We start from the raw sequence: 22,531 nt of genomic DNA on the forward strand, positions 1-22,531 counted from the left end.
ACTCCGGACGCGACGAGGCCCCCGGCGGATGCCGGGGGCCTCGTCGTTGCCTACTGCTTAGCGGTACGACCCGAAGTCGAAGTCGTCCAGCGGAACCGCCTGGCCGCTGGCCGGCCCGAAGCCGTAGTCGGTCTCCGGGTAGCCGGTCATCGAGTAGACCTTGGCCTTCGCCTCCTCGGTCGGCTCGACCCGGACGTTGCGGTACTTGCTGATGCCCGTACCGGCCGGGATGAGCTTACCGATGATCACGTTCTCCTTGAGGCCGATCAGCGAGTCGCTGCGGGCGTGGATCGCCGCGTCCGTCAGCACCCGGGTGGTCTCCTGGAAGGAGGCCGCCGACAGCCAGGAGTCAGTGGCCAGCGAGGCCTTGGTGATACCCATCAGCACCGGGCGACCGGCGGCGGGCTCGCCACCCTCGCCGACGAGCCGGCGGTTCTCCGACTCGAACAGCGCCCGGTCGACCAGCACACCCGGCAGGAACTCGGTCGAGCCGGAGTCGATCACCGTCACCCGCTTGAGCATCTGGCGGATGATGATCTCGATGTGCTTGTCGTGGATGAGCACACCCTGCGAGCGGTAGACCTCCTGGACCTCCTGGGTCAGGTGGACCTGGACCGCGCGCGGGCCGAGGATGCGCAGCAGCTCGTGCGGGTCGATGGTGCCCTCGGTGAGCTTCTCGCCGACCTCGACGTGGTCGCCGTCGTGCGCCCGGAGCCGCACCCGCTTCGAGATCTTGTCGTAGACGATCTCGTCGCTGCCGTCGTCCGGGATGACCACGATCTTGCGGGACCGCTCGCCGTCCTCGATCCGGATGCGACCCGGGGTGTCGGCGATGGGCGCCTTACCCTTCGGCACCCGGGCCTCGAAGATCTCCTGGACACGGGGCAGACCCTGGGTGATGTCCTCACCCGCGACACCACCGGTGTGGAAGGTACGCATCGTCAGCTGCGTACCCGGCTCACCGATCGACTGGGCGGCGATGATGCCGACCGCCTCGCCGACGTCCACGGTCTTGCCGGTCGGCAGCGAGCGGCCGTAGCACGCACCGCAGACGCCCAGCTTCGACTCGCAGGTGAGCACGCTGCGCACCCGCACCGTCTCCACGCCGGCGGCGACGATCGCGTCGACCCCGATGGAGTTGATGTCCTGGCCGCGGTGGGCCACCACGGTGCCGTCCGGGCCCTTGATGTCGTCGGCGAGCGTCCGGGCGTGCACGCTGGTCTCGGCGTGCTCGTGCACGACCAGCTTGCCGTCGATGCGCTCACCGATCTGCATCGGGATGGCACGGTCGGTGCCGCAGTCCTCCTCGCGGATGATGACGTCCTGCGAGACGTCCACCAGACGCCGGGTCAGGTAACCCGAGTCGGCGGTACGCAGGGCGGTGTCCGCGAGACCCTTACGGGCACCGTGCGTGGAGATGAAGTACTCCAGCACGGACAGACCCTCCCGGTAGCTGGCCTTGATCGGCCGCGGGATGATCTCGCCCTTCGGGTTGGCCACCAGACCACGGATCGCCGCGATCTGCCGGAGCTGGAGCAGGTTACCGCGGGCACCCGAGTTGATCATCTTCCACAGCGGGTTCTCCTGCGGCAGCGCGGTGTCCATCTCCTTGGCGACCTCGTTCGTCGCCTTGGTCCAGATCTCGATGAGCTCGCCGCGGCGCTCCTCGGCGGTCATCAGACCGCGCTGGTACTGCTTGTCGATCCGGTCGGCTTCCTTCTCGTACCGCTCCAGGATCTCCCGCTTGCGCGGCGGAGCGATGACGTCCTCCATGCCGATGGTGACGCCGGACCAGGTGGCCCAGTGGAAACCGGCCTCCTTGAGCCCGTCCAGGGTGGCCGCCAGGGCCACCTTCGGGAAGCGCTCGGCGAGGTCGTTGACGATCGCGGAGAGCTGGCCCTTGCGGATCTCGTAGTTCACGAAGCGGTAGCCCGGGGGCAGCGTCTCGTTGAACAGGACCCGGCCCAGCGTGGTCTCCACGGTCACCGGCTCGCCCTCGGTCCACCCCTCGGGGGCGGTCCACGGCTCGGCGCCGGCACCGTTGTCCACACCGACCACGTCGCGCAGCCGGATCCGGACCGGAGCCTGCAGGTGCAGCTCGCCGTTGTCGTACGCCATCCGCGCCTCGGCGTCCGAGCTGAACGCCCGGCCCTCGCCCTTGCCACCCGCAGTGAGGTGGGTCAGGTGGTAGAGACCGATGACCATGTCCTGGGTGGGCATGGTGACCGGCTTGCCGTCGGCCGGCTTGAGGATGTTGTTCGACGACAGCATCAGGATCCGCGCCTCGGCCTGGGCCTCGGCGGACAGCGGCACGTGGACCGCCATCTGGTCACCGTCGAAGTCGGCGTTGAACGCGGTGCAGACCAGCGGGTGGATCTGGATGGCCTTGCCCTCGACCAGCTGCGGCTCGAAGGCCTGGATGCCCAGACGGTGCAGGGTCGGCGCGCGGTTCAGCAGCACCGGGTGCTCGCCGATGACCTCTTCCAGCACGTCCCACACGACCGGCCGCTGCCGCTCGACCATCCGCTTGGCGGACTTGATGTTCTGCGCGTGGTTGAGGTCGACCAGCCGCTTCATCACGAACGGCTTGAACAGCTCCAGCGCCATCTGCTTGGGCAGGCCGCACTGGTGCAGCTTGAGCTTCGGGCCGACCACGATGACCGAACGGCCGGAGTAGTCGACGCGCTTGCCCAGCAGGTTCTGGCGGAACCGGCCCTGCTTGCCCTTGAGCATGTCGGACAGCGACTTCAGCGGCCGGTTACCCGGGCCGGTGACCGGACGACCACGACGGCCGTTGTCGAACAGCGCGTCGACGGCCTCCTGGAGCATCCGCTTCTCGTTGTTGACGATGATCTCGGGCGCGCCGAGGTCGATCAGCCGCTTGAGGCGGTTGTTCCGGTTGATCACACGCCGGTACAGGTCGTTCAGGTCGGAGGTCGCGAAGCGGCCACCGTCGAGCTGCACCATCGGGCGCAGGTCCGGCGGGATGACCGGGACGCAGTCCAGCACCATGCCGAGCGGCGAGTTGCGGGTGTTCTGGAACGCCGCGACGACCTTGAGCCGCTTGAGCGCCCGGATCTTCCGCTGGCCCTTGCCGGAGCGGATGGTCTCGCGCAGGTTCTCCGCCTCGGCCTCCAGGTCCATGTTCTGGACCAGGGCCTTGATCGCCTCGGCGCCCATGCTGCCGGTGAAGTACTCACCGAAGCGGTCGCGCAGCTCGCGGTAGAGCAGCTCGTCGGTGACCAGCTGCTTCGGCTCCAGCTTGCGGAAGGTGTCGAGGACCTCGTCGAGGCGGTCGATCTCGCGCTGGGCCCGGTCGCGGATCTGGCGCATCTCGCGCTCTCCGCCCTCCTTGACCTTGCGCCGGACGTCCGCCTTCGCGCCCTCGGCCTCCAGCTCGGCCAGGTCGGCCTCCAGCTTGGCGGCCCGCTTCTCGATCTCCGAGTCGCGGCTGTTCTCGGCCTGCCGCTTCTCGGCCAGGATCTCGTTCTCGATGGTCGAGAGGTCGCGGTGACGCGCTTCGGCGTCCACGCTCGTCACGACGTACGAGGCGAAGTAGATGATCTTCTCGAGGTCCTTGGGGGCGAGGTCCAGCAGGTAGCCCAGCCGGCTCGGCACGCCCTTGAAGTACCAGATGTGGGTCACCGGAGCGGCCAGCTCGATGTGACCCATCCGCTCCCGGCGAACCTTGGAGCGGGTCACCTCGACGCCGCAGCGCTCGCAGATGATGCCCTTGAAGCGGACCCGCTTGTACTTACCGCAGTAGCACTCCCAGTCCCGCTGCGGACCGAAGATCTTCTCGCAGAAGAGCCCGTCCTTCTCCGGCTTGAGGGTGCGGTAGTTGATGGTCTCGGGCTTCTTGACCTCGCCGTGGGACCACTGACGGATGTCGTCAGCGGTGGCGAGGCCGATGCGCAGCTCGTCGAAGAAGTTGACGTCGAGCACTATGTCCCCTATGTCGTCGTCTGTACTGCTAGCTAACGAGTGGGATCCGGGGCAGGGTCACCCTGCCCCGGATCACCACCTCAGACCTCTTCGACCGAGCTCGGCTCGCGCCGGGACAGGTCGATGCCCAGCTCCTCCGCCGCCCGGAACACCTCGTCGTCGGTCTCGCGCATCTCCAGGGCCACACCGTCGCTGGAGAGCACCTCGACGTTGAGGCACAGCGACTGCAGCTCCTTGAGCAGCACCTTGAACGACTCCGGGATGCCCGGCTCGGGGATGTTCTCGCCCTTGACGATCGCCTCGTAGACCTTGACCCGGCCCAGGACGTCGTCGGACTTGATGGTCAGCAGTTCCTGCAGGGCGTAGGCGGCGCCGTACGCCTGCATGGCCCAGCACTCCATCTCACCGAAGCGCTGGCCACCGAACTGCGCCTTACCACCCAGCGGCTGCTGCGTGATCATCGAGTACGGGCCGGTCGACCGGGCGTGGATCTTGTCGTCGACCAGGTGGTTGAGCTTCAGGATGTAGACGTAGCCGACCGCGATCGGGTCGGGCAGCGGCTCGCCGGAACGACCGTCGAACAGCTGCGCCTTGCCGCTGCCCCCGATGAGCTGGTTGCCGTCCCGGTTGGGCAGGGTCGACGCCAGCAGACCGGAGATCTCCTCCTCGCGGGCACCGTCGAAGACCGGAGTGGCCACGTTGGTGTCCGGCTCGGACTCGTGCGCGTTGATCGAGCGGAGCTGGCGCTTCCACTCGGCGTCGTCGCCGTCCACGCTCCAGCCGGTCTTGGCCACCCACCCGAGGTGGGTCTCCAGGACCTGGCCGATGTTCATCCGGGACGGCACACCGAGCGGGTTCAGCACGATGTCGACCGGGGTCCCGTCCTCCAGGAACGGCATGTCCTCGATCGGCAGGATCTTGGAGATGACGCCCTTGTTGCCGTGGCGGCCCGCGAGCTTGTCACCGTCCTGGATCTTGCGCTTCTGGGCCACGTAGACCCGGACCAGCTCGTTGACGCCCGGGGGCAGCTCGTCGCCGTCCTCGCGGGAGAAGGTACGCACACCGATGACCGTGCCGGTCTCGCCGTGCGGCACCTTCAGCGAGGTGTCCCGGACCTCGCGCGCCTTCTCGCCGAAGATCGCGCGGAGCAGCCGCTCCTCGGGGGTCAGCTCGGTCTCGCCCTTCGGGGTGACCTTGCCGACCAGGATGTCGCCGGGGACGACCTCGGCGCCGATCCGGATGATGCCGCGCTCGTCGAGGTCGGCGAGCATCTCCTCGCTGACGTTCGGGATGTCGCGGGTGATCTCCTCCGGGCCGAGCTTGGTGTCCCGGGCGTCGACCTCGTGCTCCTCGATGTGGATCGAGGTGAGCACGTCCTGCTGCACGAGGCGCTGCGACAGGATGATCGCGTCCTCGTAGTTGTGGCCCTCCCAGCACATGAACGCCACCAGCAGGTTGCGTCCGAGCGCCATCTCGCCCTCGTCGGTGCACGGACCGTCGGCGATGACCTGACCGGCCTCGACGCGGTCGCCCTCGAAGACGACCGGCTTCTGGTTGACGCAGGAGCCGGCGTTGGAGCGGCGGAACTTGTGCAGCAGGTACGTCCGGCGGTGGCCGTCGTCCTGGTGGACGGTGATGTAGTCCGCGCACAGGTCCTCGACCACACCGCCGACCTCGGCGACGACGACGTCACCGGCGTCGACCGCGGCGCGGTACTCCATGCCCGTACCGACCAGCGGGGCCTCGGCCTTGACCAGCGGCACCGCCTGACGCTGCATGTTCGCGCCCATGAGCGCGCGGTTGGCGTCGTCGTGCTCAAGGAACGGGATCATCGCGGTGGCGACCGAGGTCATCTGCCGCGGCGACACGTCCATGTAGTCCACGGCGCCCGGCGCGACGTCCTCGGTCTCGCCGCCCTTACGGCGGACCAGGACGCGGTCCTCGGCGAAGGTGCCGTCCGACTTCAGCGGGGCGTTCGCCTGCGCCTTGACGAACCGGTCCTCCTCGTCCGCGGTCAGGTAGTCGATCTGGTCGGTGACCCGGCCGTCGATGACCTTCCGGTACGGCGTCTCGATGAAGCCGAACGGGTTGACCCGGGCGAACGTGGACAGCGCGCCGATCAGGCCGATGTTCGGGCCTTCCGGCGTCTCGATCGGGCACATCCGGCCGTAGTGGGACGGGTGCACGTCGCGGACCTCGAAGCCGGCCCGCTCGCGGGACAGACCACCCGGGCCGAGCGCGCTCAGCCGGCGCCGGTGGGTCAGGCCCGCCAGCGGGTTGGTCTGGTCCATGAACTGGGACAGCTGCGACGTACCGAAGAACTCCTTGATCGCCGCCACCACCGGGCGGATGTTGATCAGGGTCTGCGGCGTGATCGCCTCGACGTCCTGGGTGGTCATCCGCTCGCGGACGACCCGCTCCATCCGGGAGAGACCCACCCGGACCTGGTTCTGGATCAGCTCGCCCACGGTACGCAGGCGACGGTTGCCGAAGTGGTCGATGTCGTCGGCCTCGTAGCCCTCCTCACCGGCGTGCAGCCGGCAGAGGTATTCCACGGTGGCGACGATGTCGTCCTCGGTGAGCGTGCCGGTGGTGATCGGCACGTCCAGCTCGAGCTTCTTGTTGAACTTGTAGCGCCCGACCTTGGCGACGTCGTACCGCTTCGGGTTGAAGAAGAGGTTGTCGAGCAGGGTCTGGGCGTTCTCACGGGTCGGCGGCTCGCCAGGGCGGAGCTTCCGGTAGATGTCGAGCAGGGCCTCGTCCTGGCCGGCGATGTGGTCCTTCTCGAGCGTGGTCATCATGAGCTCGGACCAGCCGAACTTCTCACGGATGCGCTCGGCGGACCACCCGATGGCCTTGAGCAGGACGGTGACGGCCTGGCGGCGCTTGCGGTCGATGCGAACGCCGACCGTGTCGCGCTTGTCGATGTCGAACTCCAGCCAGGCACCCCGGCTCGGGATGACCTTGACGCTGGAGAGGTCGCGGTCGGAGGTCTTGTCCGGCTGCTTGTCGAAGTACACGCCCGGCGAGCGGACGAGCTGGCTGACCACGACGCGCTCGGTGCCGTTGATGATGAAGGTGCCCTTCGGCGTCATCATCGGGAAGTCACCCATGAACACCGTCTGGCTCTTGATCTCGCCAGTGGTGTTGTTGGTGAACTCCGCGGTCACGAACAGCGGCGCGCAGTAGGTCAGGTCCTTCTCCTTGCACTCCTCGATCGAGGCCTTGACCTCGTCGAAGCGCGGAGCCGAGAAGGAGAGCGACATGGTGCCGGAGAAGTCCTCAATGGGACTGATCTCGTCGAGGATCTCCGCGAGACCCGAGCGTGCGTGCGGGTCGTCCGCCGACCGGCCCTGCCAAGCCTCGTTGCCGACGAGCCAGTCGAAGGACTCGTTCTGGATGGCGAGGAGGTTGGGGACCTCGAGGTGTTCGGTGATCCGACCGAAAGAAACTCGGCGGGGCGCGAATGCGCTCGACGTACGACTGGTCTTCGCAGGGCGGGAAGCTGCCAAGATGCGTCCTTCCGAGGACCGGTGCTGCAGAACGGCTGGTACGCGTGCACTCCAATGACCCCACCAGAAATATCCACAATCGGACATTTCCGAGCAGGGGTCAAGTCGGAAGGCAGCGCAAACTAGCAGTGTAGCCGAGAGGCTAACCGCTGTCCAGCCCACCCCGCAGGTCGTCGCGGAACAAGCCCTGGGACCTCGGAAAACCGGGTCGACCGGGCCGCTCGGAACGCGACGCTCCTGCCAGTCCGCTCGGGAGCCGCGGCGGCGGTGCTGCCGTTGCCCTTACCCGAGAGGCGGCCGTTGCAAGCGCGGAAGGTCTTGCTGATGTTCAGCGTGCCTGGCAGGCCGGTGCCGCGTCAAGGGCCGGTTACCGCTCGGGGTGTCTTTCCCACCGACGGGCTACCGACAGACGTCGCTGACCGGCCGATGAGAGGACGCTGTACGCCCTGCTCACGCCGTTCGCCGTCGGGTGGCACCAACACGGCGGGCGGTGACCCGGTCTCCCGGATCACCGCCCGCCGCGACGCGATGTGCCCCGGCTCACGTGAGCCGGACGCGCGTCAGGTGGAGCAAGGTCACTTGAGGGTGACCTTGGCGCCCTCGCCCTCGAGCTTGGCCTTGGCCTTCTCGGCGGTCTCCTTGTTGGCCTTCTCCAGGACGGCCTTCGGAGCGGCCTCGACCAGGTCCTTGGCCTCCTTGAGGCCCAGGCCGGTCAGCTCGCGCACGACCTTGATGACCTGGATCTTCTTGCCACCGTCGGCGTCGAGGATGACGTCGAACTCGTCCTTCTCCGGCTCGGCCTCGGCGGCCGGGGCACCCGGACCGGCCGGGCCGGCCATGGCGACCGGAGCGGCGGCGGTGACCTCGAAGGTCTCCTCGAACTGCTTCACGAACTCGGAGAGCTCGATCAGCGTCATCTCCTTGAACGCGTCGAGCAGCTCGTCGGTGCTGAGCTTCGCCATGTCTGGCGTCCTTTCTCGCAATGAAAACTAAGAACGTGGGTGCGCCGGGTGGCCTCAGGCCGCCTCGGCGCCCTCCTTCTCGCGCTTGTCCTGCAGGGCGGCCGCCAGACGCGCGGTCTTGGCGAGCGGAGCCTGGAACAGGGCCGCGGCCTTGCTCAGGTTGCCCTTCATGGCGCCGGCCAGCTTGGCCAGCAGCACCTCGCGGGACTCCAGGTCGGCGAGCTTCGTGACCTCGGCCGCGGAAATGGCCTTGCCCTCGAAGACACCGCCCTTGATGACGAGCTTCGGGTTGGCCTTCGCGAAGTCGCGAAGCCCCTTCGCCGCCTCGACGACGTCGCCCGAAACGAAAGTCAGCGCGGTAGGACCGGAGAACAGCTCGTCGAGCCCGGAGATGCCCGCATCGGCCGCGGCACGCTTTGCCAGCGTGTTCTTCGCGACCGTGTAGCTGGTCTCCTTGCCGAGCGAGCGCCGCAGCTGGGTGAGCTGCGAAACCGTGAGCCCGCGGTACTCGGTCAGCACGGTCGCTCCCGCGTTGCGGAAGCTCTCGGTCAGCTCGGCGACGGCCGTGGCCTTGTCGGCCCGGATCGGCTTGTCCGCCATGTCCCTCCTCTCTCGTTGCTCGGAGCTGGTACGCCGGCGGCGAGCCGAGGCTCGACGACGGCGGCGGAGGCATCACGACAACGAAAAAGCCCCGGCGCAGGGCGCACGGGGCGAGGGCCGGGACACTGGCACAGTCGGCGGACCGTGGGTGACACCGAGTTTCGCTTACCGCCCTGCGCGGGTCGCCCGTCGTCGCGGGACCTTCGACCGTGCCGGAGCACGGCGACCAGCGGTCTTTGGGTGGAACTACCGCACCAGGTTACGCGACGTACGCCGCAGCACCAAATCGCGCCGGGTGCTCCCGGTCACCCATCGCTCAGGCCCGGGCACGCCGCGCCCAGGCGTAGCCGGTCAGCGCCACCGCCGCCCAGAGCGCCGCCCAGCCGGTGAGCAGCAGGCCTTCCCCGGCCGCGACCGGCCCGGTGAGCGCCCGCGCGGTCGCCATCACCGGCGGGGCCAGCCACGGCACGACCGAGCCGGAGAGCCCGAGCACCACGACCCCGACCGCGCCGGTGACCAGCACGGCGACCCCGTAGCCGGCGCTGCGCGTCACCGCCCGGCTGGCGAGCGCGCCGAGCGCCACCGCCGCCGGCAGCGCGAGCAGGTGCGCCCAGAGCCCCAGGGCCACCCCGGCGAGCACCGGCCGCTCCCCCGGCCCGACGGCAGCGGTGACACCGCCCAGCGGCCACGGCAGCGCCAGCGCGAGCAGCACCACGGCGAGCCCCGCCACCAGCGCCGCGAGCAGCCCGGCCGCCCGTTCCCGGGCCGGGCCGGCCACCACCCGGGCGATCCGGCGCTGCACGTCGGGTTCCACGTCCAGCAGGATCTTGGTCTGCCAGGCCAGCACCGGGAACAGCACCACGGCGGAGACGCCGTAGGCCTCCGCCGGCCGGGCCCGGCCTCCGCCGTAGAGGACGCCGAGGACGAGCAGGCCGGCCAGCACCGGTGCCAGCGCCCGTCCGGTACGCACGAAGCCGGCCAGCCGCAGCCGGACCAGCGCGATCACCTGGTCACCTCCGGCGCCGGCCCGGGCCGGGCAGAGTCCCCCTCGGCAGCGGCCTGGTCCGGGGAACCGGCGGCGGACGCGCCGGCCGATCCGCCGGTGCCCGACGGGCCGGCGGAGGCCGGCACCGGGTGCGTGGCCGGGGGCGGGACGGCGGGTTCGCGTACCCGAAGGATCTGGTGGCCGTCGGCGCGCAGGCGGGCGACGGCGGCGGCCAGCCCGGCGGCCGGCACCGCCAGCTCGACCACGGCGACGGCCGCGCCGCCCGACGACGCCTCCTCGGTCACCGTGCCGTCGGTGACCGACAGGTGCCGGGCGCCCGGGAGCCGGACCGTCTCGCCCCGGTGGTCGCTGACCAGCACCGCGCCGCCGCCGGCCAGCACCTCGCCGATGATCTCGGGGACCGCCTCGCGGGCGGTGGCGTCCAGCCCCTCCCAGGGCTCGTCGAGCACCAGCAGGCCGGGCGGCCGCAGCAGTGCCTGCGCCATGCCGACCTTCTGCGCGGTGCCCTTGGACAACCGCGGCAGGCGTACGTCGTGGAAGCGGGTCAGGCCCAGCCGCTCCACCCAGTGGTGCACCGCCCGGTCGGCGGCGGGACCGGGCAGGCCGGCGACGCGGCCCATCGCGGACAGGTAGGCCCCGACGGTGAACGGCTGGTCGGCGGGGAAGCGCTCCGGCACCCAGCCGACGACCGGCGGCCGGTCGGTGACCCGGCCCCGGCCCGGGCGCAGCACCCCGGCGGCGAGCTGGAGCAACGTGGACTTGCCGGCGCCGTTGCGGCCGAGCACCACCGCCGCCTCACCCGGGCCGATCGCTACGTCGACCTGCCGCAGCACCCACGGGCCGTGCCGGTGGTAGCGGAGCCAGACGCCGTCGAGCCGCATGCGCCCGAGCGTGCCACACCGGACAGACGGACGGGGCCCCGCCACGTCGTGGTGGCGGGGCCCCGTCCGGGAGTACGCGTGCTCAGCCCTCGGCCGAGCCCTCCTGGAAGTTCTTCACGACCTTCGGGTCGACCGGGACGCCCGGGCCCATCGTGGTGGTGAGGGTGACTTTCTTGAGGTAGGTGCCCTTGGCCGCGGACGGCTTGGCCCGCAGCACCTCGTCCAGCACCGCGGCGTAGTTGTCCACCAGCTGGTTCTCCGAGAAGGAGGCCTTGCCGATGATCAGGTGCAGGTTGGAGTGCTTGTCCACCCGGAAGGTGATCTTGCCGCCCTTGATGTCCGAGACGGCCTTGGTGACGTCCATGGTCACGGTGCCGGTCTTCGGGTTCGGCATCAGACCGCGCGGGCCCAGGATCCGCGCGATCCGGCCGATCTTGGCCATCTGGTCGGGCGTGGCGATCGCCGCGTCGAAGTCCAGCCAACCGCCCTGGATACGGGCGACCAGCTCGTCGGTGCCCACCTCGTCCGCACCCGCGGCGACGGCCTCCTCGGCCTTCGCGCCGGCGGCGAAGACGATCACGCGGGCGGTCTTACCGGTGCCGTGCGGCAGGTTGACCGTGCCGCGGACCATCTGGTCCGCCTTGCGGGGGTCGACGCCGAGGCGCATCGCGACCTCGACCGTGGCGTCGAACTTGGTGTTGGTGGTGTCCTTGGCCAGCTTGACGGCCTCGACGGGGGTGTAGAGCTTCGACCGGTCGATGACCTCGGCGGCCTTGCGGTAGCTCTTGCTGCGCTGCATTTCTGGTGACTCCTGTGGTCTCTGGCGGGCGCGCGGCGTGCGCGGCCCTCCCACGAACAGAAAGATCGGGTGGAGCGGTGGAGCGAGATCAGTCGGCGACGGTCAGGCCCATCGACCGGGCGGTGCCGGCGATGATCTTCTCGGCCTGGTCGATGTCGTTGGCGTTGAGGTCCGCCATCTTCTTCTCGGCGATCTCGCGCAGCTGGGCGCGGGTGACCGAGCCGACCTTCTCCTTGTGCGGGACGCCCGAGCCCTTCTGCACACCGGCGGCCTTGATCAGCAGCCGGGCGGCGGGCGGGGTCTTCAGCACGAAGGTGAAGGTGCGGTCCTCGTAGACGCTGATCTCGGCGGGGACGATGTCGCCCCGCTGGGACTCGGTCTGCGCGTTGTAGGACTTGCAGAACTCCATGATGTTCACGCCGTGCTGGCCGAGCGCGGGGCCGACCGGCGGCGCCGGGGTGGCCTGGCCCGCCGGGAGCTGAAGCGTGAACGTCTTGACGAGCTTCTTCTTCGGAGGCATGTCTCTTCCTGGGGCTTGGAACTGGGATTCTCGCCGGTCCGCGGGCGCGCACGGTCAGCACGGTGCGGACAGCCGACGTTCTAGGGTAGCGCAGCCGTCGGCCACCCTCCGCGCCGAGGTCGGCGGGCGGCGAAACGGCGCACCGGCGGCCACCCCCGGAGGGGCGGGCCGCCGGTGCCGACGTACGTCAGATCTTGGCGACCTGGTTGAAGTTCAGCTCGACCGGCGTCTCCCGGCCGAAGATCGACACCAGCACCTTGAGCTTCTGCTGGTCGGCGTTGATCTCGCTGATCGTCGCCGGCAGCGACGCGAACGCGCCGTCGGTGACGGTGACCGAGTCGCCGACCTCGAAGTCGAGGACCTTGACCTCGGGCTTGGCCTTCTTCTGCTCGGTCTCGACCGCCGGGGCCAGCCACTTGAGAACCTCGTCGAGGCTCAGCGGCGCCGGCCGGTCGGCCCGGTCGGTGGCGCCGACGAAGCCGGTGACCCCCGGGGTGTTCCGGACGCAGGAGTAGGACTCGGCGGTCAGCTCCATCCGGACCAGGATGTAGCCCGGGAAGACCTTCGCCTGAATCTGCGACCGCTTGCCGTTCTTGACCTCGACCTCTTCCCGGGTCGGCACCTCGACCTGGTAGATGAAGTCCTCCATGTCGAGGGAGGTGATCCGGGTCTCGAGGTTGGTCTTGACCTTGTTCTCGTAGCCGGCGTACGAGTGCACCACGTACCAGTCGCCGGGCGCGTAGCGCAGCTTCTGGCGCAGCTCGGCGACCGGGTCGAAGTCCTCGTCCGGGGCCGGCTCGGTGGTCGGGAACTCCGGCTCGCTGGCGGCCTCGACCGACTCGTTGTTGGCCGCCGTCGCCACCGTGGACTGGTCGTCCGGGGTTCCGGCGGTCTCGTCGTACTCAGGCACGCTCGCTCACTTCCGTCAGTATCGCTGTCCGCAGGTCAGCTGGACTCGCCGAAGACCCACAGCACCGCCTTGGCGAAGCCGTAGTCCAGGCCGGCCACGATCGCCAGCATCACCGCCACGAAGGTGACCACCACGGCCGTGTAGGTCAGCAGCTCCTTGCGGGTCGGCCAGATGACCTTACGCAGCTCGGCCACGACCTCGCGGAAGAACCGCGCGATGCGGGCGAACAGCCCGATCCGCTCGGTGTCCTTGCGGGTCTTCCGGCCCTCGGCCGGCTCGGCCTGCGCCCGCTTGCGGGTCGCGGTGCCACCCCGGGCGACCGGCTCGTCCGCGTCGGTGGCGTCGTCGTCGGCCACGTCGTCGACGGTCGCGTCGTCGTTCAGACGCTCGTCGCCGTCGTCCTCGCCGCGGCGCTTGCTCTCGGCCACTTCGCCCTCCGTGCGGGTATGGGGTCGCACGCCGGGCGGCGTGCGCGGCGTGTTGGTCACGCCGGCCGGACCAACCGTCCCGCGACGGGCCGCGGCCGGCGGACCGGCCGGGAGGGCCCGAACGCCTCGGAACCACCCCACCGGTGCCACCACCACGGGCCGGACGCCGCCGGTGAGGGCGGCGCGACCCACGGAACGGTCAGGCCTGAGGCGCAGGGGTGACAGGACTTGAACCTGCAGCCTGCGGTTTTGGAGACCGCTGCTCTGCCAATTGAGCTACACCCCTGTGCGGCAACTCACCTCCACCCGGACACGCTGTGCCGAGCGGGGGTCACTTGCCCCACGGCGGACCAGTGTACGGGTAGTCGTGCGACTTTCCCAACCGGTCTGCCCCTCGCGCGTCGGGCGAACCCTCAGCGCGTCGTGCGGATCAGAGCCCGAGCCTGCGACAGCACCTTCTCACCCTGGCAGGTGGCGGTGATGTCGAGCCTGGTCAGGCCCGCATCGGTGACCTCCTTGACCACCGCCGACACCTCGATCTCGGTGCCCTCGTCGGTGTCCGGGACGACCACCGGGCGGGTGAACCGGACGCCGAAGTCGACCACCGCGTCCGGCGCGCCGGCCCAGCCGGCCACCGCCCGGCCGACCAGCGCCATGGTGAACATGCCGTGGGCGATGACGCCCGGCAGACCCACGCCGGTGGCGGTGCGGTCGCTCCAGTGGATCGGGTTGAAGTCGCCCGAGGCGCCCGCGTAGCGGACCAGGTCCGCGCGGGTCACCCGGTACGTCTGGGTGGGCAGCTCCATGTCCTCAGCCCTCTCCGCGTACGACGATCTTGGACCAGACGGCGACCACCGGCTCACCGTCCACGGTGCTCACGTCCGTGCGGGTGGTCAGGAAGCCGTGCCCGCCCCGGGTGGTGACCTCCTCGATGGTGTTCACGCACACCAGCTCGTCCCCGGCCACCACCGGCCGGGTGTACGCGAACCGCTGGTCGCCGTGCACCACACGGCTGTAGTCGACGCCGAGCGCCGGATCCTCGACGACCTGCCGGTTCGCCGCCATCGTGACGACCACGGGGAACGTCGGGGGTGCCACCACGTCGCGGTGGCCCAGCGCCCGGGCCGCCTCGGGGTCGTGGTGGGCCGGGTCGGTGGCACCGACGGCGGTGGCGAACTCGCGGATCTTTTCTCGGCCCACCTGATAGGGGGCGGTCGGCGGGTACGTCCGGCCGACGAAGGACGGGTCCAGGGACATGCCGCCGAACCTACACGGAAAACACGAACGCCGATCCGCCCGGTCGGGCGGCCCGGAGGCCACCCGTCAGGTGGATCGGCGTTCGAGAAGCTGCTGCGAACCGGCTGCGCCGGCAGCGGTCAGCGGGTCTCGCGGTGGACGGTGTGCTTGCCGTCCCGGGGGCAGAACTTCTTCAGCTCGATGCGGTCCGGGTCGTTACGGCGGTTCTTACGCGTGATGTAGTTGCGCTCCTTGCACTCCACACACGCCAGAGTGATCTTCGGCCGAACATCGGTCGCCTTCGCCACGGCGGAGTGCCTTCCTCGCTCACGGAACAACTACGGCGTGTCAGCCTACGCGCTGACGACGCGGACATGCAAAGTGGGCGCCTGTGGCGCCCGTCCCACCGGCCACCGGGCTGGGCCCGGAGGACGAGAGTAGCGGTGGCCGGACTTGAACCGGCGACACAGCGATTATGAGCCGCTTGCTCTGCCATCTGAGCTACACCGCCGTGGCGGGTCCAGCCGGACCCTCTGAGCCCCCTTACGGAATCGAACCGTAGACCTTCTCCTTACCATGGAGACGCTCTGCCGACTGAGCTAAGGGGGCCTGCCCGATCACCCCGGGGGGTGTCGCGCAGAGGAAACAGTACACGACCGCGTCGCGCAGGTGAAATCGGATCCCCCAGGTGCGTGTCCGCCCTGGTCAGGGCACCACTCGCAGGCGCGGCAGCTCCCCCGCGACCACCGTCTCCGGGTCGACCTGGGCACCGAACCAGGCCTCCAGCCGCTCGTACGGCAGAGGGCGGCTGAACAGGAAGCCCTGGCCGATCTCGCAGCCGATGTCCTGGAGCAGCTCCAGCGTCAGCTCGCTCTCCACGCCCTCGGCCACCACCGCCAGGCCGAACTGCTGGGACAGCGTCACCACCGCGTTGACGATCGCCAGGTCGCCCGGGTCGGTCGCCATGCCCTGCACGAACGACCGGTCCACCTTCACCTCGTGCACCGGCAGCCGGCGCAGTTGCGCCAGCGACGAGTTACCGGTGCCGAAGTCGTCCACCGAGAGGCGGACACCGAGGTCACGGAGGCTGCGCAGGGTCGGTATGGGACGTTCGGTGCCGTCCAGGACGCCCGCCTCGGTGACCTCCAGCGTCAGCCGCTGCGGCGGTACGCCGTACTCGGCCAGCAGGTCGCGTACCAGCGCCGGGAAGTGCTGGTCGGTGAGCGTACGCGCGGCGAGGTTGACCGCGACGGACAGCGGCTGTTCGCCGTGGCTCCAGTCGCGGCTGCGCCGCAGGCTCTCCCGGAGCACGAACTCGGTGAGCCGGCCGAGCTGGCCGGTGTGCTCGGCCACCGCCACGAAGTCGTCCGGGGCGACGCTGCCGTGTGCCGGGTGCTCCCACCGGGCCAGGCACTCCACGCCCACCAGGCGGCGGTCCCGCAGCGTGACCTTGGGCTGGAAGTAGACCTCCAGCTCGCCCTCGTCGAGCGCCCGTTGCAGGTCGCCGGCGAGACCGAGCCGGCGCAGCGACCGGGACTCCAGCGCCGGACTGTAGAGCTGGACGCTGCCCGGCACCGACTTGGCCGCGGTGGCCGCCAGGTCGACGCGTTGCAGCAGGGCCACCGCGTCGCTGCCGTGGTCCGGGTGGACGGCCACCCCGACGACCGTGTCGACGTCCAGGGTCAGCGAGTCGAAGACCATCTCGTCGCGGATCTGCTCCCGCAACTGGGCCGCCAGCTCCAGGGCCGCCTCGGTGCTCTCCAGCCGGAGCGTCACCAGGAACTCGTCCCCGCCGGCCCGGCCGACGAGCGCCGAGGAGGGCGCGCACGCGCGCAGCCGCTCGGCCACCTCCATGAGCACCTTGTCACCGGCGGCGTGGCCCAGCGACTCGTTGACCTGGCGGAGCCGGTCGACGTCGAAGAGCAGCAGCGCCACCACCTCGCCCGGCGCACGGATCTTGACCGCCTCCGCCACCGACGAGGTGAGGCGCCGCCGGTTGGGCAGGCCGGTGAGCGCGTCGTGGTCGGCGTCGTGCCGCAGCCGGTCGACCAGGCGGGAGTTCTCCAGCGCCACCGCGGCGTGCGCGGCGACCGTCTCGAAGACGGGGATGTCACCGGGGGCGAAGTGGCCGATGTCGCTGAGCCGGTTGGTCACCTCCAGCGTGCCGATCACGGCCTGACCGGAGCGCAGCGGCACCACTATGGCGTCCTTGACCCGCTCCTCCCCCGCGGCCTGCCGCAACGCCGGATCTCCGCCGAGCCAGCGGCCGATCGAGAGGGTACGACCCTTCTTGTGCACCTGCTGGCGCAGGCTCGCCGGGGTGGGCGCCAGGTCCAGCAGGCCCGGCGTGTCCACCCGGGCGGTGAGCAGCACCTCGGGATGCCGCCCCTGGGCGGGCAGCCAGAGCGTCGCGTACTCGGCCTGCATCAGCGCGCGCACCCGGTCGAGCAGGATGTCCGCGAGCGACCGCTCGGTGCCGGAGGCGAGGAGACGGGTGAGCTCGTACATCCCGGCCAGCGTCCGGTGCTGCCGGAAGAACTGGGAGTAGGAGCGGTAGACCAGGACCAGGCCGCTGAAGAGGGCGGCGAGCAGCAACGCCGACCACCACGTCGTCTTCAGGGCGATCAGGACGAGCAGACCGATCGCCACGTTGATGGCGGCGGTGAGCAGAGCGGTCGGCATGCTGCGCAGCGCGTCCCGCCCGGCCTGCCAGCCCTGGAGCAGCACGTGCACGCCGACCACGCTCACGAGGCTGACCAGCGTCACGACGCAGACGGCGAGGAACAGGGAGCCCCACGTCCCCGGTCCGACATTTTTCAGCGGCGGCAGCGCCAGGAGTACGAGGCCGGCCAGCGAGGTCGCGGCGGCGGCCTTGGCGACGTTGAACCAGAGCTTCGCCGCACCGAAGCGGTGCGAGGCACTCCAGATCAGCACGGAGAGTGTGTAGATCAGGACGACACTCAACGGGGGCAGGAAGTAGAGCGCCACGATGAGTGGCACCTCGGTGAGCGTCACGCCCACCGACTGGCGCCGGACGTAGACGTTCAGCACCGCGAAGCTGATCCCCGCCATGACGACGAAGAACACGAAGGCGAGCGGCCACTTACCGAACGGGTGGTCCGCCACCAGGGCTATGCAGGTGCTGCAGACCACCGCCAGCAGAGCCAGAGGGGCAGTGACGAGCCAGGCACGTTCCGTCGACCTTCGAGGTCGGCCCTGGCCTGCCATGCCCCTCCTACCCGAGACGCCGTCCGCCGGGCGGCGGACGGCTCGATGATTCAGCGTGGGGCGTCCATCGTCCAGACGATGTCGGCGAGTTGCGCGCTACCAGTGCCGGGGATGATGCCGAAGGCGCCTGCGATGGCGGCGAGCACGAGGAGCGAGCCAAACAGCCGGCCCAGCGTTCGACCAGACATGATTGCTCCTGTCGGGAGATTGCCACAGGGATGGTGAAGGTTTCCCGATCGTGCCACAACGCCGGGGAGCAGAAAAGCGGAGAGGACCCGCCCAGCCCGAGTAGCTGTCAGGTTCCGCCGTTCGGCCCGGCTACCCACGACACGCAGCCAGGTCATGGGGGTGAAGGGACGTCAGCCGCTTCGTCCATTGCGGATTCCCACCTTCACCCACGAAGGGGATCAAGTCACGCGAAACCCCACACCACCAACCCCGGGTCGCCCGGCCGGCTCGACTCGGCCGATCCGTCCGGTGGCTTGCCACCGGACCCGCGGGCATTGACCACCATACCTGCCCCTGTCATGAACGCCAGAGGATGATTCCCTCATTCACGCCGGAACCGCTCAGTGGGCACACCAGGGGCCTCCAGCGTCTCGGCGTACGTCACCTGAGCATGTCCGCCACGCCGGCGTCCGGGTCGACCGCCACGCTGAGCTTGAAGTGTCCCCGGGCTCGGGCTTCGCCACGGGGGACGAAGTCGACGACCAGCAAGCGCTCCGTTCCGCGGAGTCCTCGCACCTGCGCTTCGTACGGCTCGGAGATCTGCCAGTCGTCGAGTTGGAACCCGCCTCGGGGCTTGCCCGCGCGCATCCGTCTGGTGAACTCAGCGGTCGCCAGCACCCGAACCTCATCGTGATCCACGACCCAGTATCGATCTACCGGCCCGTACGCCGGAGGACGCGGCCCGGCGAACCGGTCGCGCGGCTACTGGCCGAAGGTGTACCGCAGATTCGCGTTGATCAGCTCGTTCAGCCGCTTACGCAGATGCCCGAGCAGCGAGGGGTCGGGTAGAGGCTCAGCGAGCAGCAGCGTCCACCGAAGCAGGGTGCCTTGATGCCCGTCGGACGCGAGATCGAAGCGCACCTGCGCGTCGGGGCGCTTCGACCACAGCGATGACCAGACGACCAGGTTCGGGCGTTCGCGGCGCAGGATCTGCGGTCGCTGTTCGTCGTCGAGCAACAGCAGCCACGGGCGTGCCGGATCGCGGTCGGGCTCGGTCAGCGCCTCGAAGACGACGGCCGGCGGAGGCGCTTGACCGCGCATGCGGCTGCCCGCTTCGATCATGGCTCAGCTTAACGGCGCAAGCCGACAGGGCCGGCGAGTGCCGCACGGCCTGAACGAGAATGGCCCCGGAGCGCGTTTCCGCAGCTCACGGGGCCGTTCTTGCACCTGGTGGCGGGTAGAGGATTCGAACCTCTGTAGCTTTCGCGACGGATTTACAGTCCGCTCCCATTGGCCGCTCGGGCAACCCGCCAGGGCACCCCACCGCGTCGCAACGCGGCGGCGGAAGCAAGGATAGCGGTTGCCCCCGGCACTGCCGCAACCGGGTACCGTCAGGAGGTCCCACGCTGGTCAGCGCGGGACGGACCAGGACATACCGCCGGACAGCAGGAGCATGAGCATGGCAGCGAACCCGTCGTTCGACATCGTGAGCAAGGTCGACCGGCAGGAGGTCGACAACGCCCTCCGCCAGTCGGAGAAGGAGCTCTCGACGCGGTTCGACTTCCGCGGCACCGGTGCCGAGATCACCTGGTCGGGAGAGGAGGCGATCAGCCTCCAGGCGGAGACCGAGGAGCGGGTCCGGGCCGCGCTGGACGTCTTCAAGGAAAAGCTGGTCAAGCGGAACATCTCGCTGAAGTCGCTCGACGCCGGCGAGCCCAGGCAGTCGGGCAAGATCTTCAAGATCGACGCCAAGGTGGTGCAGGGCATCGACTCGGACAAGGCCAAGGCGATCAGCAAGAAGATCCGCGACGAAGGCCCGAAGGGCGTGCAGGCGCAGATCCAGGGCGACCAGCTCCGCGTCACCGGTAAGAAGAAGGACGACCTCCAGGCCGTCATCGCCCTGCTCAAGGGCGAGGACTTCGGGCTGGCGCTCCAGTTCACCAACTACAGGTAAGGCTCGACCACCCTGGCAGGTCAGGGCATAGGTCACGCCGTCTGGCCTCGCGGGCCGGCCTCGTCGCCACCGGTCGTCGTTCGTCACTCGTGTTTGACGACCGACGGCCGGGCGGCGGCCTCGCACCCACCCGCTTAGGCAACCATGAATAAAGGCGATGCGGGGATCATCCACGTTCGGCTAGCGGATTGGATCACCGCTTGCTGTACGGCGGTTCGCGCGCAGCCTCGCTGCCCTCAGCGCGGGCAGCTTCCGCCTCAGCGCGAGCATCGCTGCGATCCGCCTCGAACAGCAGCACCCGGGCCAGACTGCTAGATGAGCGAGCCCGCTGGCGGCGCCGTTCGGTAGGCCGGAACCCGAGGCGGGGATGTTCTTGACTCTCGACCCGGTCGAGGGCCGACCCTTCCTGGATGACGTCCGAAGAGCGCGCCCAACCATCAGTCCCGCTCGCGATCGACCTGGAGATGCTGCGGCCGGTGCTGCGCAGCGGCTGGGGAGCGGATACCTGCGACCCACACGATGTGCGGGATTGGCACGCCGGCAACCCGGCCCGTGGTCAATGCGGAGTGACCGCCTTGATCATTCAGGACCTGCTCGGCGGAGAACTGATCCTGGGCGAGGTCCTCGCCGGGGACGCCAAGATCGGCTACCACTACTGGAATCGACTGGCCGACGGCCGCGAGGTCGACCTGACAGCTGACCAGTTCCAGCCGCCGGAAGTCGTCGTCGGCGGTCAGGTCCAGCAACGCCCGCCGGGCCCACCTGGGCGATGCCGCCGGCAGTACGAGATCCTGCGGCACCGCGTCTTCGCAGCCCTCTACGGCGGCGAATCAACGCGACCTGCTCAACCGTGACGGCGACGTCGCGACAGACCGCGGTCCGGCCACGACCGGCGGGCCGGACCGCCACGGCCTCTTCTGCCGTCAGGCGACTTCCTTGGGGTACGGGCCGGGTATGAGGTCGGGTGGGAGCCATGACCCCCGCGATGCTCCTCCCCTATCGCCCGGTGCTCGGTCAACCGGTCCTGCGCCGGCTGCTCCCCGGGCTCGCGACATCCGCTCTCGGTGACGGGCTCGCCCTTGTCGCGGTGACGTGGCTGGCTCTGCAACTCGCCCCGGCCGGGCAGCGCGGCACCTGGACCGCGTTCGCGGTGGCGGCGTACACGCTGCCGGGGGCGGCCGGCACGGTGCTGCTCGGGCGGTGGCTGGGTGGCCGGAGCGGGGCCCAGCTCGCCGGCTGGGACGCGACAGTGCGCGCCGCCGCGTTGGGGGCGATCCCCGCCGCCCACCTCGCCGGGGTGCTGGACGTCCGTCTCTACGTCGTCCTGCTCGCGGTGTCCTCGCTGCTGCACCCGTGGGGGTCGGCCGGTCGCTTCACGCTCGTGGCGGAGTTGCTGCCGCAGCGGCACCACCTGGCCGCGAACGCGCTGCTCGGCGTGTTCGGCCAGGCGGCGACGATCGTCGGCCCGCCGCTGGCCGGCCTTCTCATCGCCTGGGCCGGCGCGGTGTGGGTGATCGCCGTCGACGCGGTCAGCTTCGCCGTGCTGGCCGCCAGCTACCGCCTGGTCGTCCGCAACCGAGAAGCCGCCGCTGTCCGTGACCGAGCAGCCCCGGCCGGGGCGGGACCGTCGCGTACGTCGGGATTCCGGATCATCGGGCGGGACCGGTCACTGCTCGGCCTGCTGTCGCTGACCTTCGCGTTCTTCTTCCTCTTCGGACCGTTCTACGTCGCCATGCCGGTGCACGTCACCGACGATATGCACGCCTCCGCCGGGACGCTCGCGGCCTACTACACCGCGTTCGGCGTCGGTTCGCTGCTCGGCGGGCTGCTCACCGGCCACCTGCGCGGATGGCCGCTGCGGACCACGCTCGCCGGCATCGTCGCGCTGTTCGGCGCCGCGCTGCTCCCGCTCGGCCTGGGCGCGCCGGTCGTCCTGTCGCTGCCCGCGTTCGCGCTCGCCGGCCTGGTCTGGGCGCCCTACCAGCCGACCGCGACGGCGTTGTTCCAGCGCCGCGCCGGCACCGTCGACCTCCCCCGCGTGCTGGCTGCGAACGGCGCGGTCACCGTGCTGGCGGTGCCGCTGGGCACGATGCTCGGCGGTCCGGCGACCGCCGCCTTCGGGGCACGCCCCACGCTCCTGGCGTGCGCGGTGACGATCCTCGCCCTGGGTCTGGCCGCCGCGACGACCGCCGCACGCCCCGGCCGCCCCGGAGCGCAGAACACGGAGCGGACCGGGCCGGCGGGCCCGCACGACCAGCCCGGACCGCACGCCCCGTCCGCACGGGTGGACGCGCCAGACCGGGTACGACCCGGAGCGACCTGATCCGGGTGCAACCGCCGGAGCCGCATCGGGGTGTCGAGTGGTGAGAGCGGATACGGGAG

The 22,531-nt window shown here is 69.9% G+C and carries 20 protein-coding genes and 4 tRNA genes; 3 read left to right on the plus strand and 21 right to left on the minus strand.

What is annotated here, in order from left to right; translation table 11 throughout:
* Positions 1 to 57 precede the first annotated feature (57 nt).
* From SM452_RS02635 to SM452_RS02735, 21 genes are all read right to left on the minus strand, one after another.
* Entirely contained in the window at positions 58 to 3,945 is a 3,888-nt protein-coding gene (locus SM452_RS02635; protein WP_262013094.1) for a DNA-directed RNA polymerase subunit beta', read from the minus strand.
* A gap of 80 nt (positions 3,946 to 4,025) precedes the next feature.
* The gene (gene rpoB / locus SM452_RS02640) at positions 4,026 to 7,457 is read right to left on the minus strand and encodes a DNA-directed RNA polymerase subunit beta (protein ID WP_013288641.1); all 3,432 of its coding nucleotides are present in this window, start codon (positions 7,455 to 7,457) and stop codon (positions 4,026 to 4,028) included.
* A 575-nt stretch (positions 7,458 to 8,032) separates the two neighbouring features.
* A complete protein-coding gene (gene rplL / locus SM452_RS02645) occupies positions 8,033 to 8,419 on the minus strand; it encodes a 50S ribosomal protein L7/L12 (protein WP_018784545.1) in 387 nt (128 codons plus the stop codon).
* 54 nt (positions 8,420 to 8,473) lie between these two features.
* Positions 8,474 to 9,019 (minus strand): 50S ribosomal protein L10, encoded by a 546-nt coding sequence (rplJ, locus tag SM452_RS02650; protein ID WP_018784544.1) that lies wholly within the window; start codon positions 9,017 to 9,019, stop codon positions 8,474 to 8,476.
* Between the two features lie 316 nt (positions 9,020 to 9,335).
* Entirely contained in the window at positions 9,336 to 10,025 is a 690-nt protein-coding gene (locus SM452_RS02655) for a hypothetical protein (protein ID WP_355506152.1), read from the minus strand.
* Positions 10,022 to 10,906, minus strand: coding sequence for an ABC transporter ATP-binding protein (locus SM452_RS02660; protein WP_355506149.1), 885 nt, complete (start codon positions 10,904 to 10,906; stop codon positions 10,022 to 10,024). The genes SM452_RS02655 and SM452_RS02660 overlap by 4 nt, the downstream gene beginning before the upstream one ends.
* Before the next feature lie 82 nt (positions 10,907 to 10,988).
* On the minus strand, positions 10,989 to 11,705 hold the full coding sequence (rplA, locus tag SM452_RS02665; protein ID WP_135242081.1) for a 50S ribosomal protein L1: 717 nt from the start codon (positions 11,703 to 11,705) through the stop codon (positions 10,989 to 10,991).
* Positions 11,706 to 11,793: 88 nt separating this feature from the next.
* Positions 11,794 to 12,225, minus strand: a complete 432-nt coding sequence (gene rplK, locus SM452_RS02670) for a 50S ribosomal protein L11 (protein WP_013288647.1) — start codon at positions 12,223 to 12,225, stop codon at positions 11,794 to 11,796.
* A gap of 187 nt (positions 12,226 to 12,412) precedes the next feature.
* The gene (nusG, locus tag SM452_RS02675; RefSeq protein WP_194801430.1) at positions 12,413 to 13,135 is read right to left on the minus strand and encodes a transcription termination/antitermination protein NusG; all 723 of its coding nucleotides are present in this window, start codon (positions 13,133 to 13,135) and stop codon (positions 12,413 to 12,415) included.
* A 35-nt stretch (positions 13,136 to 13,170) separates the two neighbouring features.
* On the minus strand, positions 13,171 to 13,563 hold the full coding sequence (secE, locus tag SM452_RS02680) for a preprotein translocase subunit SecE (RefSeq protein ID WP_013288649.1): 393 nt from the start codon (positions 13,561 to 13,563) through the stop codon (positions 13,171 to 13,173).
* Positions 13,564 to 13,776: 213 nt separating this feature from the next.
* A tRNA-Trp gene (locus SM452_RS02685) sits at positions 13,777 to 13,849 on the minus strand.
* 127 nt (positions 13,850 to 13,976) lie between these two features.
* Positions 13,977 to 14,369, minus strand: a complete 393-nt coding sequence (locus SM452_RS02690) for a MaoC family dehydratase (protein ID WP_262013098.1) — start codon at positions 14,367 to 14,369, stop codon at positions 13,977 to 13,979.
* 4 nt (positions 14,370 to 14,373) lie between these two features.
* On the minus strand, positions 14,374 to 14,820 hold the full coding sequence (locus SM452_RS02695) for a MaoC family dehydratase N-terminal domain-containing protein (protein WP_194801432.1): 447 nt from the start codon (positions 14,818 to 14,820) through the stop codon (positions 14,374 to 14,376).
* 119 nt (positions 14,821 to 14,939) lie between these two features.
* Positions 14,940 to 15,107, minus strand: coding sequence for a 50S ribosomal protein L33 (gene rpmG / locus SM452_RS02700; protein WP_013288652.1), 168 nt, complete (start codon positions 15,105 to 15,107; stop codon positions 14,940 to 14,942).
* Positions 15,108 to 15,237: 130 nt separating this feature from the next.
* Positions 15,238 to 15,310 (minus strand) — tRNA-Met (locus SM452_RS02705).
* A 25-nt stretch (positions 15,311 to 15,335) separates the two neighbouring features.
* A tRNA-Thr gene (locus SM452_RS02710) sits at positions 15,336 to 15,408 on the minus strand.
* Positions 15,409 to 15,504: 96 nt separating this feature from the next.
* Positions 15,505 to 18,027: a putative bifunctional diguanylate cyclase/phosphodiesterase gene (locus SM452_RS02715; RefSeq protein ID WP_463839229.1), complete on the minus strand. Its 2,523-nt coding sequence runs from the start codon at positions 18,025 to 18,027 to the stop codon at positions 15,505 to 15,507.
* Between the two features lie 50 nt (positions 18,028 to 18,077).
* Positions 18,078 to 18,215 (minus strand): hypothetical protein, encoded by a 138-nt coding sequence (locus SM452_RS02720; protein ID WP_162959301.1) that lies wholly within the window; start codon positions 18,213 to 18,215, stop codon positions 18,078 to 18,080.
* A gap of 421 nt (positions 18,216 to 18,636) precedes the next feature.
* A complete protein-coding gene (locus tag SM452_RS02725) occupies positions 18,637 to 18,894 on the minus strand; it encodes a hypothetical protein (RefSeq protein ID WP_463839230.1) in 258 nt (85 codons plus the stop codon).
* A gap of 63 nt (positions 18,895 to 18,957) precedes the next feature.
* Positions 18,958 to 19,317 carry a hypothetical protein gene (locus SM452_RS02730; RefSeq protein ID WP_262013100.1) on the minus strand — a complete coding sequence of 120 codons (360 nt, stop codon included), beginning with the start codon at positions 19,315 to 19,317 and terminating at the stop codon, positions 18,958 to 18,960.
* A 106-nt stretch (positions 19,318 to 19,423) separates the two neighbouring features.
* A tRNA-Tyr gene (locus SM452_RS02735) sits at positions 19,424 to 19,507 on the minus strand.
* 147 nt (positions 19,508 to 19,654) lie between these two features.
* On the opposite strand from SM452_RS02735, the gene SM452_RS02740 reads away from it, so the two are divergent.
* The 3 genes from SM452_RS02740 (at position 19,655) to SM452_RS02750 (ending at position 22,472) form a co-directional block, all read left to right on the plus strand.
* A complete protein-coding gene (locus tag SM452_RS02740; RefSeq protein WP_194801435.1) occupies positions 19,655 to 20,149 on the plus strand; it encodes a YajQ family cyclic di-GMP-binding protein in 495 nt (164 codons plus the stop codon).
* Between the two features lie 410 nt (positions 20,150 to 20,559).
* A complete protein-coding gene (locus SM452_RS02745) occupies positions 20,560 to 21,003 on the plus strand; it encodes a YunG family protein (protein WP_194801436.1) in 444 nt (147 codons plus the stop codon).
* 119 nt (positions 21,004 to 21,122) lie between these two features.
* Positions 21,123 to 22,472, plus strand: coding sequence for an MFS transporter (locus SM452_RS02750; protein ID WP_463839231.1), 1,350 nt, complete (start codon positions 21,123 to 21,125; stop codon positions 22,470 to 22,472).
* The last annotated feature ends 59 nt before the right edge of the window (positions 22,473 to 22,531 follow it).

The organism is Micromonospora sp. SYSU B005, from assembly GCF_055362685.1.